At 71.5% G+C, this 16,798-nt stretch carries 11 protein-coding genes and 1 riboswitch; of the genes, 8 read left to right on the plus strand and 3 right to left on the minus strand.

Annotated features, from left to right (window positions below; genetic code table 11):
* Positions 1 to 11: 11 nt before the first annotated feature.
* Positions 12 to 198: riboswitch (cobalamin riboswitch) on the minus strand.
* Positions 199 to 428: 230 nt separating this feature from the next.
* Positions 429 to 602 (minus strand): hypothetical protein, encoded by a 174-nt coding sequence (locus tag ACH4EB_RS04405; protein WP_398345806.1) that lies wholly within the window; start codon positions 600 to 602, stop codon positions 429 to 431.
* A gap of 181 nt (positions 603 to 783) precedes the next feature.
* On the opposite strand from ACH4EB_RS04405, the gene ACH4EB_RS04410 reads away from it, so the two are divergent.
* The 3 genes from ACH4EB_RS04410 (at position 784) to ACH4EB_RS04420 (ending at position 3,443) form a co-directional block, all read left to right on the plus strand.
* Entirely contained in the window at positions 784 to 1,542 is a 759-nt protein-coding gene (locus ACH4EB_RS04410) for a DeoR/GlpR family DNA-binding transcription regulator (RefSeq protein ID WP_398345807.1), read from the plus strand.
* Positions 1,543 to 1,716: 174 nt separating this feature from the next.
* Positions 1,717 to 2,961: an MFS transporter gene (locus ACH4EB_RS04415; RefSeq protein ID WP_398345808.1), complete on the plus strand. Its 1,245-nt coding sequence runs from the start codon at positions 1,717 to 1,719 to the stop codon at positions 2,959 to 2,961.
* Complete coding sequence (locus ACH4EB_RS04420) at positions 2,958 to 3,443, plus strand: PTS sugar transporter subunit IIA (protein WP_398345809.1); 486 nt, start codon at positions 2,958 to 2,960, stop codon at positions 3,441 to 3,443. Before ACH4EB_RS04415 ends, ACH4EB_RS04420 begins: the two co-directional genes overlap by 4 nt.
* 110 nt (positions 3,444 to 3,553) lie before the next feature.
* Here ACH4EB_RS04420 and ACH4EB_RS04425 read toward each other — a convergent pair whose 3' ends face one another.
* Positions 3,554 to 3,943 carry a hypothetical protein gene (locus ACH4EB_RS04425; RefSeq protein ID WP_398345810.1) on the minus strand — a complete coding sequence of 130 codons (390 nt, stop codon included), beginning with the start codon at positions 3,941 to 3,943 and terminating at the stop codon, positions 3,554 to 3,556.
* Between the two features lie 88 nt (positions 3,944 to 4,031).
* Positions 4,032 to 7,406 carry a hypothetical protein gene (locus tag ACH4EB_RS04430; protein ID WP_398345811.1) on the minus strand — a complete coding sequence of 1,125 codons (3,375 nt, stop codon included), beginning with the start codon at positions 7,404 to 7,406 and terminating at the stop codon, positions 4,032 to 4,034.
* Positions 7,407 to 7,785: 379 nt separating this feature from the next.
* Between ACH4EB_RS04430 and ACH4EB_RS04435 the strand changes: the two genes are divergently transcribed.
* From ACH4EB_RS04435 to ACH4EB_RS04455, 5 genes are all read left to right on the plus strand, one after another.
* Positions 7,786 to 10,230: a LamG-like jellyroll fold domain-containing protein gene (locus tag ACH4EB_RS04435; RefSeq protein WP_398345812.1), complete on the plus strand. Its 2,445-nt coding sequence runs from the start codon at positions 7,786 to 7,788 to the stop codon at positions 10,228 to 10,230.
* 128 nt (positions 10,231 to 10,358) lie between these two features.
* Positions 10,359 to 12,500, plus strand: a complete 2,142-nt coding sequence (locus ACH4EB_RS04440; RefSeq protein WP_398345813.1) for a glycerophosphodiester phosphodiesterase family protein — start codon at positions 10,359 to 10,361, stop codon at positions 12,498 to 12,500.
* Positions 12,501 to 12,825: 325 nt separating this feature from the next.
* The gene (locus ACH4EB_RS04445) at positions 12,826 to 13,731 is read left to right on the plus strand and encodes a vWA domain-containing protein (RefSeq protein ID WP_398345815.1); all 906 of its coding nucleotides are present in this window, start codon (positions 12,826 to 12,828) and stop codon (positions 13,729 to 13,731) included.
* Positions 13,728 to 14,600, plus strand: coding sequence for a hypothetical protein (locus ACH4EB_RS04450; RefSeq protein ID WP_398345817.1), 873 nt, complete (start codon positions 13,728 to 13,730; stop codon positions 14,598 to 14,600). Before ACH4EB_RS04445 ends, ACH4EB_RS04450 begins: the two co-directional genes overlap by 4 nt.
* A gap of 2 nt (positions 14,601 to 14,602) precedes the next feature.
* On the plus strand, positions 14,603 to 16,777 hold the full coding sequence (locus tag ACH4EB_RS04455) for a hypothetical protein (protein WP_398345818.1): 2,175 nt from the start codon (positions 14,603 to 14,605) through the stop codon (positions 16,775 to 16,777).
* Positions 16,778 to 16,798 lie beyond the last annotated feature (21 nt).

Below are 16,798 nucleotides of genomic sequence, written 5' to 3' on the forward strand. Positions count from 1 at the left end.
CCTCGTGGACAACACGGAACAACACCCGCGGCCGGTATCCTGGCTTCCGGATCATCGCGCGCCGCCCGCCTTCCCGACTCACCTGCGTCAGTGGCGTGTTGCTCGGCGTCGCACTTCCCGGTCACAGTGGCGGGACCACGCCGGACTCACACCGGCTTCCCTGCACCGCGGGCCTTCGCCACGAACATATAGTTGGACGTCCTAGTAAGTCCAGGGGTGCTGGAGATCTTGCGGGTGGCGGGGCTGCCGGGGCGCGGGGCGGGGCGGGGGCAGGGGCGCCACCCGTACGGCGGGGACGGGCCTCGTGCGGGCAGGCCCCGACGGCCCTTCCGGCCGGCCCCGATGATCCGCAGACCGCGCTGGAGGATCTCCAGCGGCCGCACGGTGGCCGGCGCCTTGCTGTGCGTCCCGAGCGCTTCGGCGGTCTCTCACCCATATTGCGCGCCGTTCCGGTCACCCCGGTCGTCAGGCCGCCGCAGGACCCAGTGGCTTTCCCGGAAGGCGTCGCCGAGGACTCCCGCCGTCTCCCCCAGCCGGGCGCAGGCGGCGGGGGACTGCTGCCGGGCGATCGCGCCGAACATGTCGAAGAGCACCGCGGTCATGACATCACCTCGAAGAAAGCCGCTACGTTCCGGGCCCGTACTCACAAAATGCGCGTTTGAGTGCACACTCGGCATGGGGCATGGGTGTATCTCACCCGCCGGCGCCCTGACAGGGCGCGGAGCCCAACGGAGGGGCGGGGAGGAAGTCGCAGCGGGCGTGTTGATGTGCTACATCAGCGACATGAATGTCTCCGAACGCCACCGGTTCATCCTGGCCCTGCTGGCCGAGCGCAACCGGGTCTCCGTGGCCGAACTCGCCCGCTCCACCGAGACGTCGGAGATGACCATCCGCCGGGACCTGGAACTCCTGGAGTCCCGGGGCGCCCTGCGCCGGGTGCACGGCGGCGCGGTGACCGCCCTGCTCAGCGGGGTCGAGCCACCGTACGCGGTGCGGTCCATGGTGGGCGGCGAGACCAAGGCGAAGCTGGCCGACGTGGTCGTGCGGATGCTCAACGACGGGGAGACCGTCGCGCTGGACACCGGCACCACGGCGGTGGCCGTCGCCCACGCCATGGCGGGCCGCCGGCTGACCGTCACCCCGCTGTCCCTGCACGCGACCATGCCGCTCGCCGAACACGAGGGCATCCGCCTGCTGCTCCCCGGCGGCCAGGTCCGGCCGGGGGAGCTGTCCTTCTACGGGGAGGCGGCGCTGCGCACCTTCGAGGACCTGCGCTACGACACCTTCATCCTGGGCTCCTGCGGGGTGGACGCGGCCAGTGGGGCCACCGCCTACAGCCTGGACGACGTGCACGTGAAGCGGGTCGCCGCGCGGGCGGCGCGGCGCATCATCCTGGTGGCCACCGCGGAGAAGCTGGGACGGGTGGCGCTCGGCCGGATCTGCTCGGTCGAACAGCTCGACGTGGTGGTGACCGACGCGGCGCAGGGCACGCCGGTGGTCGAGGAGATGCGCGCGGCGGGCGTGAACATCGTGCACGTGTGACCCTGCGGGCCGCGGGTGCTCGCTCCCCAACCACGTTCCACAGGCGCGCAGTTGCGTATCGGCCGCGGTGCGCGGCTGCCGTCCGGACACCTCTGTCGCCAGCCCGCCCCGGAAGGTGCCGGAAGCCCTTCCAAGCCTTACGCACACATCTTTTGTGCGTTATGGTCAGCCGCGATGAGTGAATCGACTGCCTCCATCACCGGGTCGCCGCCGTCGCGGCGCTTGCGTACGGCGCGCGCCTGCACCTTCGTGGCTTTCGCGCTCAACGGTTTCGTCATGGGGATGTGGATCGTGCACATCCCCGCGATCGAGCACCGGGTCGGCATCAGCCATGCCGTCCTGGGCTGGCTGCTGCTCTTCCTGGGCGCCGGCGCCTTCGCGGGCATGCAGCTCTGCGGGGCGTCGGCCGACCGGTTCGGCAGTCGCGCCATCGTGCTGGCCGGCGGCGCCCTGTGCAGTGCCACGGTCTTCCTGCCCGGCGTGGCCGACTCGCCGTGGACCCTGGCGGCGGCCCTCCTGGCCCTCGGCTTCGGCAACGGCTGCCTGGACGTCAGCATGAACACCCAGGCTGTTCAGGTCGAGCGCGGTTACGGCCGCCCCGTGATGTCGGCCTTTCACGCGGTGTTCTCGGTCGGCGGCGTCATCGCCGCGCTGATCGGCGCCCGCACCCTGAGCTGGGGCTGGCGGCCCTCCCTCACCCTCGCTGCCGTGGCGGTGGCCGGCGTACTGATCACCCTCGCGCTGGTGCCCGGCCTGCTGCCCCCGGAGCGCTCCGCCCCGGCCCCGGCCGGCCCGGAGGCGGCGGAGCGCGCCGCCCCGGCCCCCGAGCGCCGTACGCCGTCGCAGGTCTGGGCGCTGGGCGTGCTCGCCTTCATGCTCATGCTGTGCGAGGGCGTCGCGAACGACTGGAGTGTGCTGCATCTCAAGGACGTGCTCGACGCCCCCGCCGCGACCGCGGCCCTGGCGTACGGCGGGTTCTCCACCGCCATGACCGTGGGCCGGTTCGTCACCGACCGGGTGGTGGCCCGCTTCGGCCGGGTCTTCGTGGTGCGCTACGGAGCCGGCCTCGCGGCCGTCGGTCTGGCGCTCGCGTCCCTCTCTCCCTGGGTTCCGTTCGCGCTTGTCGGCTGGACCCTTTTCGGTATCGGACTGTCCGGGTGCATTCCGCAGTTCTTCACCGCGGCGGGCAATGTCGACCCGGCGTCGTCCGGGGCGAACGTCTCCCGCGTGGCGGGCATGGGATATGTGGGAATGCTGGCGGGCCCCGCCGTCATCGGGCCGCTCACCCGTCTCGTACCCCTGAACGTCGCCTTTTTCCTGCCCGTCGCCTTCTGCGTGGCCGCGGTGTGTTCCGCCGGACTGCTGCGTCCGGCCCGCACGGTGACCAGCGCTCCCGAACCGGTGTCGGCCGAGGCGTGAACCGCGTCCGTACGGTGGCCGACGGCACCCACAGCCTCGCCGACTACCTGGACAAGAGACGCGTCCACCCCCGCGCGCAGGCCGCCACCAAGGACGAACTCCTCGCATACCTGGCCGGCGGCCTGGACACCGCGGGTGCCCTCTGGGACGTCCGCGCCTTCGTCTGCGCGGTACGCCTGCGCATGACGCAGGGCACCAACGGTTTCCACGGCATCGCCCTGCTGACCGCCCGCAGCCGGGCGGTCAGCGGCCCGGCGGCCGCCTTCGCGCGGGTGCCGGCGGAGCTCGACTGGCGCGGGGCCGACGGCCGCCCGGTCCGCGACGTGTTCCTCCTCGCGGCGCCACACAAGCTCCGGGACACCGGCTGCGTACACGCGTACTCGGTCCTCGCCCGGCACACCGCGCACCCGGGCTTCCGCCGGATGCTGACGGAGGCCCGCACCACCGACGACCTGTACGACCTCTTCCGGCTCATCCGCTGAGACCGTCCTTCGGCCGGGAATGACCGGTGTCAGGAAACGCGGGGAGGCGGACGGCGGATTTCCCCGGCCAATCCCGCGGCCGGAGGCGGTGGAGAAGGGAAGCAGCGCCGTTACTGCGACAGGGCGTAGGCCAGGAAACACATGACGACGACGGACAGGACGGCGGACACCTGGTAGCGCGCCGGGTACGCGTACTTCTCCCGCTTCACGCCCCGGCCGATCTCCTCGGCGTACCGGTACATGAGTTTCCGCGACGGGAACAGCCCGATCGTGATCCCGAACCATGCGAAGGAGTACAGCACCAGCATGTGCCGCGGGGTCCAGTGCTGGTACTGGAGCTGCCCGACCAGGACCATGCCGAGGCAGCAGGCGAGCGAGATGACCGGAAAGACGATTTTCCCCTTGCGCCCGGGAATCCACTTGGCCATGGCGAAACAGAAGACGAAAGTCGCCGTGGCCGCCATCAGTAACAGCCAACCGAGCGGGAGCGATACGAGCATGAAGTGGTCCTTTCGGCGCGCGGGATGACGTGAGGGCCGGCGACACACGCGTCACCGGCCCTTGCGCCTTGCCGTGCGAAAACCCCGGTCAGATCCCCAGCGACCCCAGGAGGCCGGTGACCGGCGACACGAGGTCGTGTCCGAACTCCGTAATCTTCGTCACGACCCTACCGCCGCCGAGGGAGCCGATCCACCTGGACTGCCCGAAGGTGATCAGGCCGAGCGCCGCGCTTCCGGCGGACGCCATGAATTCATTGCTCCCGAAGCCGTGCTCGATCCCCGTGAACACCGAACTCAGCCCGCCGAGCGCCACGGAGGTGACGCCGAGCCCGAACGCGATGGGTTCGAGGATGGGCGCGGCGGGCGGGAAGATCAGACCGGCCAGGCCGAGACCGGCCGACAGGAACCCGGTGCCGATACTGGCCCAGTTGGTGGCGTTGGCCCACCACCCGGCATCCCGCCACCACGGTGTGTCACCGCCCCCGACCTGGTCGTTGTCGGCCGAGTCGACCGGGTTGTGGCCGCTCTCCCTGGCCTTCCGCGCCGCCTCGGCCGCCGCCTTGGCCGCCGCCGCGATCTCCGCCCGGCGCTTGGCCGCGGCGATCTGGTGGGCCTGGCTCGCGGCCGCCGCCGCCGTCCTGGCGTCCTTGCCCGCCTGGACGGCGGAGGCGTGGGCGCTGGCGGCGGAGGACTGCGCGCTGTTCGCGGAGGCCGTCGCGCGGCGCGCGGCGTTGAGCGCGCGGTTGGCGGAGAAGTTCGCCGACCGGGCGGCCGACCGGGCGGTGGCGGCCGCCTTCTTCGCCTCGTTCGCCGAAGCCTGCGCGGCGGCGGCCGACTTGTCGGCGGCGTCCGCGTTGTCCTTCGCCTCCTTCGCGTACGACGCCGCCCGGTCGGACGACTTCTTGGCCTTGTCCGCCCAGTCCAGCGCGGCGTCCGCCGCGTCACGGGCCTTGGCCGCGGCCTCCTGGGCGCGCGCGGCGACTTCCTGCGCCTTGTGAGCGGTCTTCGCGGCGGCGGCGATCGCGCCCCGGATGGCGGCGATGTGGGTCGCGGAGTCGTGGTCGAGCTGGGCGGTCTTGTACTGCACCGAGGCGACGAAGTTGCGGCGTATCCACGCCGGTCCCTCCAGCGCGGCCTCCGCGTGCGCCTTGGTGTACGGGCCCGCCTTGGCCAGGATGGCGGCGGTCGCGACCGCGTCGTCCTCCTTCAGCGCCTCCTGGTAGGCGGAGTTGAAGAACGTGTGCAGCGCCTTGGCCGTGCCGGCGTCGAGCGCGGCGTTCGCCGCCCGCTTGACGGCGGTGCCGGGGGCGTTGGCGAGGACACGGGTGAGCTGGACGCGGTTGTCCATCGCGGCCGCCTCGACGGCGCCCGCCTCCAGGAAGACGGTGGGTGCCTCCGGGGCGTCGCTCTCCAACGCCTTCTGCGCCGCCTCGGCGATGGTCGGGTTGGAGATCTGGGCCAGGTAGAGGACCGTTTCCCGGTCGTCCTGGCCCTGCGCGATGACCCGGTCGGTGTCGATCCAGGTGTGGACGTCGGCGTCGGCCCCCGACAGGGCGAACCGGGCCGCCTCCCTGCTCCACGTACCGTGCGAGTCGCACAGGGCGATGGCGGCCTGGCGGCCCACCGTCGCGGCCAGGCCGAGGTCACCGGCCTTCAGCGCCGCATCGGCCCGGGCGACGAGGTCCTTCGTGGCCTGATCGGTCTGTTCCGCCTGCGACCGCTTCTCGGCCAGTTCGGCCCATTCCTGCTGTTCGAGCTGCGCCAGCAGCCGGGCTTCCTCCCGGGCCTGCTTCGCGTCCTCGTCCAGGCGCTGCCACTCGGCCTCGCGCGCCTTCTTCTCCACCTCGATGGCCTCGGTGACGGCCGTGGTGGCATTGTTGGCGGCCTTGGTGGCCTCGTTGGCGAACTCCTGGGACTTCTTCGCGTATTCGACGGCCTGCCCCGCGTACTTGGCGGCCCACTCGGCGGCGTCGGCCGACTTCTCCGCGTGGTCGGCGGCGGAGTTCGCGGCGTCGCGGGCGGCACGGGCCGCCTTCGCGGAGGCGTTGGCCAGCGCCTGGGCGGTGCCGGCCGCGTTGGTGGCGATGGCGGCGTTCGCGTTGGCGATGCCCGCCTGGCGCTTGGCCTCGGCGGCCTCGGCCCGCGCCTTGCCCGCCGCGGCGGCGGCCGTGGCGGCGCTGCCGGCGGCGGAGGCGGCGTTGCGGGCCGCGGAAGCGGCGGCGCTCCCCGCGGAGGCGGCCTGCGCGGAAGCGGAGGCGGCGTGGTCGGCGGCCTTCGCGGCCGTACGGGCCTTGGCCGCGGCATTGCGCGCGGCGACCGCCGCGTTCTTCGCGGCGGACGCCTGCGAGGCGTTCTTGGAGGCCGCGATGGCGGAGTGGTACGCGCGGGCGGCGGCGCTCCCCGCGGTGGCGGCCGCGTGGCTGGCGGCGGTCGCGGCGTAGGCGGCCCGGCGGGACGCGGCGACGGCGGCGTGCGAAGCGCGGATCGCGGTACGCGCGGCGTCGGCGGCGCCCCGGGCGGCGCTCGCCGCCTTCCGGGCGGCCTTGCCCGACTTGACCACGTCCTCCTTGGCCGCCTCCGCCTCGGCCGCCGCCTTCTGGGCGGCCTCCTTGGCCTTCTCGGCCGCCGTCACGGCGCGGGCGGAGGCTTCCTCGGCGAGCTTGGTCTGCGCGTCGGCCCGCTTGCCCTCGCGTTCGACGACCGCGACGAGTTCCTCGATCGTCGCCGACTCCTGGTCGCGGGCGCGCGCGATGTGCTGGCCGGTGTCGAGGAACCACTCGATGTCCTGGGCGGAGCCGGACAGGGCGCGGGAGGCGTACTTCTTCACCTCGGGCCCCGCCTCGGTGAGCAGCTTGGAGACCTCCACCCGCATGTCTTCCTGGCGCGCGGTGTACTGGCCCGCGGTGAGGAAGGCCTCCAGCGACGGCTGGGTGTCGGCGTCGAGGGCGGCGCCGGCTTCCCGGCGTACGGCCTTGTCGCCGGTGGCCAGCACGGTCGAGGTGACCACCCGGAGGTCTTCCATGACGGCGGGCTTGAAGCCGCCCTTGAGGAAGGCCGAGATGGCCGCGTCGCCGCCTTCGATCGCCGCGACGGCTTCGCGGCGGATGCCCTTTCCGGCGCCGGCCAGGGCGGTCATGATCGCGACCCGGTTGTCCTCCACCGTCACCCGGGGCAACTCCTGGTCGAGGAAGGCCCGTACGTCGGCGTCGGAGCCGACGAGGGCCTGCTCGGCAGCCGCACGGGTGGCCTTGCCGCCCGTCATCCACGCCTTGACGGCCTTGGCCCGGTCGGTGTCGGGCAGGGCGAACGGATCGGTGTCGGGCGTGCCGCCGTCCGCGGGCGCCGCTGCCGGAGCTGCCGCGGCGGCGACGGGACTGAGGACGAGACTCGAGGTGGCGGCGGCCGCGCCGGTGACCGCTAAAGCGGTGAGGACGCGGCGCCTGCTCCAGTAGGTGGTGTCCAAGGTGGTCCTATCTCACGGCGCCTGGCGGCGGGACACGGACGGCGGCATGCCGCCAGACATGCTCACGTTGTGGTCTGCACGCGCATGTCCCGGCCCGGCCGCAGGTGTTGGGCGGTGTCCTGGGCTGCGCATGTGCCGTGACCATAAGCATGTAAAGGGAGTGTTGGCTATCTGTGTGCGTGAAGTAAAGACGTGAGAAGGAATACAAAGCCGCTATGTAAAGGGTTAGTTGGATTTGTCCGAGTCTTTCCCATGGTTCGGGACACCGCCCCGTGCTTGAATCTGGCCGTCTCCGTGCCCGCACCACCACCGCACGTGACGCAGCCTGTTCCGGACAGGGCGGGCGCGGCTCAGCTCACCTTTCACCAAGGGACCTCGTATGAAGCTCGCACGGCGGATCATCGCCACGGGTGTGGCGGCAGCGGCCTGCGCGGCTGCCGTCAACGCCACCTCCACCTCTCCCGCCGCCTTACTCCCCCCGTCCATGGCGACGGTCGCGGACGGCGAACCCGACTACGCGATCGAGGACTTCGCCTACCCGGGCGCGGACCGGATCAAGGCGGAGAAGGGGATCACCCTCAAGCGCGGCGACGGCCACATCGTCCTGGCCGAGTGCGGCAGCTCCGCGGGCCTGATGGAGGTGTGGTCCCGCAAGAACGACAAGACCTGCTTCAAGACCACCGGCGCCGCCGGCTACCTCGCGCTGGAGATCCCGGCCGTCTTCGCGGTCAAGGGCAGCGCCGACCAAGCGGCCGACATCACCCTGACCGGGCCGGACAACAAGAAGCAGGAGGTCAAGGTCCCCAAGGACGAGTGGACGCCGGTCGGCGAGTCCACCGACCCGCAGGCCCGCGAGCACCTGCTGGTCGAGATCAGCATCGGCTCGTACAAGCCCGCCGCGCTGACCGGCGACGCCGCCCGCCCGTGGCTGACCCGGGTCACCGTGAACACGCCGGGACACGAGGGCGGCCGAAGCTGTAGCGGGGCCCTCGTCGACCGGACCTGGGTGCTCACCGCGGCCAGTTGCTTCACCGACAGCCCGGCCCAGGCGCTCCGGGCCAAGGCCGCGCCGGCGCTCGACGCGACGGCCACCTTCGCCGGGCGGGCCCCGGTGAAGATCAATTACCTGATACCCCGCGGCGACCGGGACGTCCTGCTCGCCCGCCTGGACACCCCGGTCACCGACATCACCCCCGCCACGCTCGCCGGAAGCCCCTCCGCCGGCGGCGCCACGCTGACCGCCGCGGGGTACGGCCGTACCGACACCGTGTGGACGCCCCAGAGCCCCCACCACACCTCCGTGACCCGCGCCACCGCCACCGCCACCACCCTGGGGCTGACCGGCGGCCGGATCTGCAAGGGCGACACCGGCGGACCGGTTCTCGACGCGAACGGGCGCATCGCCGGTGTCCAGAGCCGCGCCGCCCACGCCGGCTGCCTGGGCCAGACGGGGCAGGGCGACAGCGCGATCGCGGCCCGCACCGACAACATCGTCCCGTGGCTCGACGGCAGCACCTTCAGCGGCAAGGCGCGCTTCGGCCTGGACGAGAGCGCCGGTGCGCGGCGCGTGCAGGGCGGCACGGCCGAGGAATTCACCGCGCGCCCGGCCGGCGGCGCCGAACTGGGCGTCGCGGGCAAGACCGGTACGGCGCTCCAGCTCAACGGCACGTCGGCGTACGCGGCCACGTCCGGCCCCGTCGTCGACACCACGAAGTCCTTCTCCGTCTCCGCCTGGGTCAAGCTCGGCGACAAGGACCGCAACTACACGCTGTTGTCGCAGGCCGGCAACCGTGCCAGCGGGTTCCAGCTCTACTACTCCAAGCACTACGACAAGTGGATCTTCAACCGGCATGTGAAGGATGCCGACGACACCACCATCGCCCGTGCGACCAGCAAGGACATCGCGAAGTCGGGTGCCTGGACGCACCTGGCCGGGTCCTACGATGCGGCGAAGAAGACGGTGTCGCTGTTCGTGGACGGCAAGCTGCAGGAGTCGACGGCCTTCACGACGCCGTGGCGCGCCTCCGGCGGCCTCCAGATCGGCCGGCTGCTGTACAAGGGCGCGTGGCAGGAGAACACGCTGGGTGTCGTCGACGACGTACGGGTGGCGCAGTCGGCGATCACGGCGGCCGACGCCGCGTCGATCTCCGGGGGTGACCTTCCGGCCCACGTACAGGAGCTGGCCTCCTTCCCGCTGGACGAGAAGTCGGGCAGTGCGACCGTCAGCGGCGGCAAGGGCGCCGGCCCGGTGGCCACGCTGGCCGGCGGCGGCGCCGAACTGGGCGTGAGCGGCAAGGTGGGCACCGCACTCCACTTGAACGGCACGACGGCGTACGCGGCCACGGCCGGCCCCGTCGTCGACACCACGAAGTCCTTCTCCGTCTCGGCGTGGGTCAAGCTGGACAACAAGGACCGCAATTACACCTTCCTGTCGCAGGCCGGGAATCACGCCAGTGGCTTCCAGCTCTACTACTCGAAGGCTTACGACAAGTGGGTCTTCAACCGTCACGCCAAGGACGCGGATGACACCCAGATCGTCCGCTCCACCAGCACGGACGTGGCCCAGACCGGCGTCTGGACCCAGTTGACCGGTGTCTATGACGCGGCGGCGAAGAAGATTCAGCTCTTCGTCGACGGAAAGCCGCAGACGGCGGCCGAATTCACCACGCCGTGGCGGGCCGCCGGCGCCCTCCAGCTCGGCCGGCTCTTCTACCAGGGCGACTGGCAGGAGTACACCGCCGGGACCGTCGACAACCTGCGGGTCTGGGACCGGGCCGTCGACGCCGGCGAAAGCGCCAACGACGGCATCAGGGTGACCGGCTAGCGGTCGCCGTACTTCTTCGTCATCGGGGCCCGGCCCGGCGTCCGCGTCTGGGCCGGGGCCCTTTTCCCCGTCGGCATTTGAGTACCCGTTCCGTGCGTGCTCGGTCGGTCCATGAGTGAGGCTTCGAAATGAAACCGCGTGGCAGATTCACGCTGCCCTTCCTGCTGATAGCCGTCCTGCCGGCTTCCCTGTGGGCCGCCACGACCGGCGGCCTGTTCACCGCGCCCTCCGATGCCCGCGCCGCCACGGCCGCGAAAGCCGTACTGGCCGAAAAGGCGGTCTTCGGCCTGGACGAAAGCGCCGGTTCCCGGCGGGTGCTGGGCGGCGCGGCCGAGGAATTCACCGCGCGCCCGGCCGGCGGCGCCGAACTGGGCGTCGCGGGTAAAACCGGTACGGCGCTGCACCTGAACGGCACGTCGGCGTACGCGGCCACCACCGCACCCGTCGTCGACACCACGAAATCCTTCTCCGTCTCGGCCTGGGTGAACCTCGGCGGCAAGACCAGGAACCACACGTTCCTGTCCCAGGCGGGAGCGCACGGCAGCGGATTCCAGTTGTACTACTCGAAGGCTTACGACAAGTGGGTCTTCAACCGCCACGTGAAGGACTCCGACGACACCGGCATCGTCCGCGCGATGAGCAAGGACACCGCCCAGACCGGCACCTGGACCCACCTGACCGGTTCGTACGACGCCGCGAAGCACACCATCTCCCTCTACCTGGACGGCAAGCTGCAGGAGTCGACGGCCTTCACGACGCCGTGGCGCGCCTCCGGCGGCCTCCAGATGGGCCGGCTGCTGCACAAGAGCGCGTGGCAGGAGAACGCGCTGGGCCTCATCGACGACGTCCGCACGGCGCAGTCGGCGGTGACACCGGCCGACGCGGCAGCCATCCTCAACGGTGAAACGCCACCTCATCTCCAGGAGCTGGCCACTTTCCCGCTGGACGAGAAGCCGGGCAGTGCGACCGTCAGCGGCGGCAAGGGCGCCGGCCCGGTGGCCACCCTGGCCGGCGGCGGCGCCGAACTGGGCGTCGCGGGCAAGACCGGTACGGCGCTGCACCTGAACGGCACGACGGCGTACGCGGCCACCGCCGCCCCCCTCCTCGACACCACGAAATCCTTCTCCGTCTCCGCCTGGGCGAAGCTGGACGACAAGGACCGCAACTACACGCTCCTCTCCCAGGCGGGAAATCACGCCAGCGGCTTCCAGCTCTACTACTCGAAGGCTTACGACAAGTGGGTCTTCAACCGTCACACCAAGGACGCTGACGACACCCAGATCGTCCGCTCCACCAGCACGGATGCGGCTCAGACCGGCGTCTGGACCCAGTTGACCGGTGTCTATGACGCGGCGGCGAAGAAGATTCAGCTCTTCGTCGACGGAAAGCCGCAGACGGCGGCCGAATTCACCACGCCGTGGCGGGCCGCCGGCGCCCTCCAGCTCGGCCGGCTCTTCTACCGGAGCACCTGGCAGGAGAATTTCGCCGGGACCGTCGACGACATCCGTATCTCCGAGCAGAACTCCACCGCCGACTGCGCCCGCACCTCCACCGTCGGACACCGCGGCGCCCCGAAGCTGTTCCCGGAGAACACGATCGCCGCCCTGGAAGCAGCGGCCGACCACGGCGCGGAATGGGTCGAGACCGATGTGCAGTTCACCAAGGACGGCCGGGCGGTCATCATGCACGACGCGACCGTGGACCGGATGACCGACGGAACGGGACGCATCGACCAGCTCACCGCTGAACAGGTGGCCAAGCTGACGGTGAAGGGCGGCGGCCGCGTCCCCACCCTGGAACAGGTCCTGGACTCCCTCAAGGAAAGGCGCGCCCGCCTCCTCCTGGAAATCAAGGGCCCGCAGACCCCGGCCCACGTCGAACACACCCTGAGACTCGTCTCCGAGGCCGGAATGGCCGACCGCACGATGGTCCAGTCCTTCGACGAGGCAGTGGTACGCGACGCCGCCGCCGGCCCCTACAAGATGAAGGTCGCCCTGCTCCGCGACACCCTCGACCCGGACCCCGTGGCCACGGCCCGCGCGTTCTCCCTCACGGCCTACTCGGTCTCCTTCAAGGCCCTGGCCACCCGCCCCACCGCACTCGACCAGCTCAAGGCCGCCGGCGTCGACGTGTTCGCGTGGACCGTCGACCGCGAGGCCGACTGGCGGACGGCGACGTCCTGGGGGGTGGACGGCGTGATCACCAACCGCCCGGACGTATTCCTGCAATGGCGCAAGACCCATTGCGCGGAGCCGGCTCCCGCCCACTGAGGAACAGCGCGACACAGGGGGACCGACTGACCTCCGGGGGCGGCACAGCGGGCGGCACCGCGCTGCCCGGCCCCCGGAGACGTCGGTCGCCGAGCTGCCCGAAGGCGGCGGAACCATGGCGGCAACCGAGCCGCCGGTTCCCGGCAGAGCACGCAGGCGGCGGACCGACCGCGCGGACTCCGCGCGCCCCCACTTCAGGGCCACGGCACACCAGTTGCCGCCCAGCTCCACGTTGCCCGTTCCCGCTCATGTGCCAAGGCGCTAGGACTAAGATACGACCGGGGACCTCGATGTCTCGGCGCGCGCTCCGGTACGGAACGTCAGCATGTCGCCGACCTCCCCCGGCGACCTTCCTCGCCGACCGACCTTCTTCGCCACCCGCCGGGAGCGCAACGTGCCGTACACGGCCGAGATCAGCCGCAGCAATCCGACGAGCATCATCTTCCTCGTCGACCAGTCGACCTCGATGAGCGACCCCATCGGTGGTGAGGTCCCCCAGCAGAAGGCCGATGTCGTCGCCGACGCCATCAACCGGCTCCTCACCGAACTCTCGGTCAAGTGCGCCAAGGAAGAAGGCGTACGTGACTACTTCCACGTCGCGGTCATCGGCTACGGCGCCACCGTGGGCTCGGCGTTCGCCGGGGCGCTCGCGGGGCGGGACATCGTCCCCCTCAGCGAGGTGGCGGACCACCCGGCCCGTATCGACGAACGGACCAAGCGGGTGCCGGACGGGGCAGGCGGCCTGGTGGAGACGACGGTCAACTTCCCGCTGTGGATGGACCCCGTCGCCCACGGCGGCACCCCGATGAACCGAGCCCTCCGCTTCGCCGAGAGCCTCGTCGCGAGCTGGACCGAGCGCTACCCGGCCGGTTTCCCGCCGATCGTCATCAACCTGACGGACGGCGAGTCGACCGACGGGGACCCCACCGCGGCCGCCGAGGCCATCACCGCGCACGCCACGGCCGACGGCGCGGCCCTGCTCTTCAACCTGCACGTCTCCGCGGCCGGCGGGACCCCCACGGCCTTCCCCGACACCGCCGACGGGCTCCCCGACAACTACGCCCGCACCCTCTTCGCCATGTCGAGTCCGCTGCCCGGCCACATGCGTTCGTACGCCGCCTCGCAGGGCCAGCGGGTCAGCGAGACCACCCGCGGCTTCGTCTACAACGCGGACATCACCACGGTCGTGCAGTTCCTCGACATCGGCACCCGCGCCACCGAGCTGCGGTGACCGGTTCCCCCTCCTGCGTGTACGTCACGCACCTCGTGTCCCCCAAGGACGGGAGCACGGCGGCGGAGTGCGAGGACGCCGTCACCGTGCTCCCGGACTGCTCCCACGACCACATGCTGCGGCAGCCGCTCACCGCGGGCGTATGCGACGGAGCAACCGAGAGCGCGCTGGCCAAGGACTGGGCCCGGCTGCTGTCCCGTACGGCCGCCGAGCACGCCATGGAGCGGCCCGAGATGCTCGCGGGCGGCGCCGCGTTCGAGAAGTTCGCGTCGTCCGCCGTGGCGCAGTGGGGCCCCTGGCTCGCCGAGTACACGCGATCACGCGTCGCCGAAGGGCGTCCGCTGAAGTGGTACGAGCACACCAAGCTCGCCGACGGCGCTCACGCGACCCTGCTCACGGTACGCGTCGACCCCGACCCCGGGCCCGCTGCGCGGCCGGCCGGTGAGACCGACGGGGCGGCCGGGCCGGCCTGGCAGTGGCGGGCCGCCGCCCTGGGGGACAGTTGCCTGTTCCAGTTGCGGGACGACCGGCTGGTCCAGGCGTTCCCCGTAGGGGCGGCCGCCGAGTTCGGTACGGCGCCCGCCCTGTTCGGCAGCCGTAACCACGATGCCGGGCTGCTGGCCCGCCGCGCCCGGTTCGCCGAAGGACGGTGCGGCCCGGGCGACCGGCTCTTCCTGATGACCGACGCCCTGGCCGCGTGGTTCCTGTCGGCTGCCGACCAGCTCAGCGCCGTACGGCAGTTGCTGGAGTACTCCGGACAGCCCGACGACCTGGCCGAGTTCACGAGGTGGCTGGACGGCCTCCGGGAAAGCCGGCACCTGCGCAACGACGACGTGGCAGTCGTACGGATCGATTTCGAAGGGCGGTGAACGTGGGCCCGCCTCTCGGTCCGCAGCGGCAGTTTCCCAGCGGCGCGGCCTACGCGGAGGCACTGCAGCACACCCTGCTCTGCTTCCGGCACCCCGAACTCAAGGGCGCACGGCCGGAACTGACCAAGCTCGGCATGCCCCGGGCCATATCCGGCGCCTTCGCGAGCGTCTTCTCGCTGACCTCCGCCACGACGGGGCAGCGGTACGCCGTCAAGTGCTTCACCCGGCACGTCCCCGACCAGGAGCGTCGTTACGAGGCGATCAGCTCCCGCCTCGCGCGGCTGGTCCCGGCCGAGCTCTCCCAGCCGTGGAAACTCGGATTCGAGTACCTTCCCGACGCCATCCGGGTGGGAAACGACCTCTATCCGGTCCTCAAGATGGACTGGACAGAAGCCGTGACGCTGTCCTCCTGGCTCGACGCCCACCACACCGACCGGCACGCCGTCGGCCGGCTGGCCGACCGGTTCGAGGCGCTGACCCGAGACCTGTCGGCCCACGAGATCGCCCACGGCGACCTCCAGCACGGCAACCTGCTCGTCGCCGGCGACGACACCTTCCGCCTCGTCGACTACGACGGCATGTACGTCCCCGCCCTGGCCGGTCTGGGCGGTACCGAACGGGGCCACCGCAACTACCAGTCGCCCCTGCGCGGGAACGACGACTTCGGCACGGCGCTGGACCGGTTCTCCGCCTGGGTCATCTTCATGTCGCTCAAGGCGATCGCCGCCGACCCCGCTCTCTGGGGGCAACTCCACACCCCGAGTGGCGAGTTCCTGCTCCTCACCGAGGAAGACTTCACGAACCCGGCCGGCTCCACCGGTCTGCGGACCCTGCTCGCCCATCCGGACCGGGTGGTGAGCGGCCTCGCGGACCAGGTGCGCTCGCTGGCCTTCCAGCCGCTGGACCTGCTTCCCCCACTGGCCCGGGCCGTACCGGAACAGCCGGCCCCCGCCCCGACCACCACGGCGTCGGCCGCCCCCGCAGCCGCTTCCGGCACCGGCGGACTGCCCGGCTGGATGTCCGGACACCTCGCGGAACAGCCGGCCTCCGCCCCGGCCACACCCGGGACGGCGCCGCCGGGCGGCTTCCGCACCCGGACGGCGCTCGATGTCGTCGCGGCCGTGCTGTGGCCCATCGCCGTCCTTGCCGCCCTCCTGATGTTCGTCGCCGGGGTCCCGACGACCCTTCCCGGCCCGGCGGCCCCCCTCGTTCTCGCCGCCGCGGTCACGGCCTTCACCTGGCGCCGTCGTGCCGAGCGGGTACGGTCCCGGGCCGACCTGGCCGCGCTGACGGACCAACTGCACCAGCTCGGCGACCCGTCGAAAGCGGCCGCGAAGCTCCACAAGGAAAAAGCGGCGTTCGACGCCGCGGAGGCGGATCGACACGCCGCCCACCCGCGGGCCCGGAGCGAACTCACGGCCCGGTACCACGCCGCGCTCAAAGAGGCCGAGAAGCGCAAGGTACGCGAGCAACGTGAGGTCGACAAGAAGATCGACGGCCTCGCGGAGGACCTCCGCAAGACCTTGGCCAAGGCACTCGCCGACAAGCAGTCCGCATACGTCCGCGACCAGCTCGCCCGACGGCTGATAGCACAGTCGCCCCCGCACGGCATCGGACCGCGGCTGGCCGACCGCCTCGCCGCACACGGCATCCGGTCGGCTGCCGACTTCACGGGCTACCGCCCCGTACAGAACAGCGCGTACCACAGCACCGGCGCCGTGCTCATACGGTCCAACGGCCATTCCGTCAACGTGCATGGCATCGGCGAGGCGAAGGCCCTCGCTCTGGTCACCTGGCGCAACGAGGCGGCCGCAACCGCTGCCGCCCGCCGGCCGACTGCCCTCAGCAGGCTGGAGCGACAGTCGGCCGAGCAGGAAATCGCCCTCCGCCGGACTCAGCTCACCAACCGCCGCAAGGCCGTGGAGGCCGACGCCGATGCCTCCCGCGCGCAGGCGAAGAAGCGACTGGAGGAGGAACAGGAACGACTCGCCCGCGAAAACAGCACCGCCGAGGACAGGGCCCGCCGAAAACGCCAGGAATTCAGCCGGCGCACGGTCCAACTCCAGCAGAATCGCTCCCTTCACACCAGGCTGAGCGCTGCGGCAGAGAACACCCGGGCCCGGCACCACGAGCTGTCATACGCCCGCTACCTACGCTTCCTCTACGCCGGCCGCTGAGGGCGTGTCGCGCGCCCACCG

The organism is Streptomyces sp. NPDC018045 (genome assembly GCF_044327445.1).
Lineage (GTDB): Bacteria > Actinomycetota > Actinomycetes > Streptomycetales > Streptomycetaceae > Streptomyces.

Excerpts from the sequence above, each read along its gene's own strand:
- ACH4EB_RS04435 (WP_398345812.1), top strand. The coding sequence starts at position 7,786 with ATGAAGCTCGCACGGCGGATCATCGCCACGGGTGTGGCGGCAGCGGCC.
- ACH4EB_RS04415 (WP_398345808.1), top strand. The coding sequence starts at position 1,717 with ATGAGTGAATCGACTGCCTCCATCACCGGGTCGCCGCCGTCGCGGCGC.
- ACH4EB_RS04410 (WP_398345807.1), top strand. The coding sequence starts at position 784 with ATGAATGTCTCCGAACGCCACCGGTTCATCCTGGCCCTGCTGGCCGAG.
- ACH4EB_RS04445 (WP_398345815.1), top strand. The coding sequence starts at position 12,826 with ATGTCGCCGACCTCCCCCGGCGACCTTCCTCGCCGACCGACCTTCTTC.
- ACH4EB_RS04425 (WP_398345810.1), bottom strand. The coding sequence starts at position 3,943 with ATGCTCGTATCGCTCCCGCTCGGTTGGCTGTTACTGATGGCGGCCACG.
- ACH4EB_RS04405 (WP_398345806.1), bottom strand. The coding sequence starts at position 602 with ATGACCGCGGTGCTCTTCGACATGTTCGGCGCGATCGCCCGGCAGCAG.
- ACH4EB_RS04440 (WP_398345813.1), top strand. The coding sequence starts at position 10,359 with ATGAAACCGCGTGGCAGATTCACGCTGCCCTTCCTGCTGATAGCCGTC.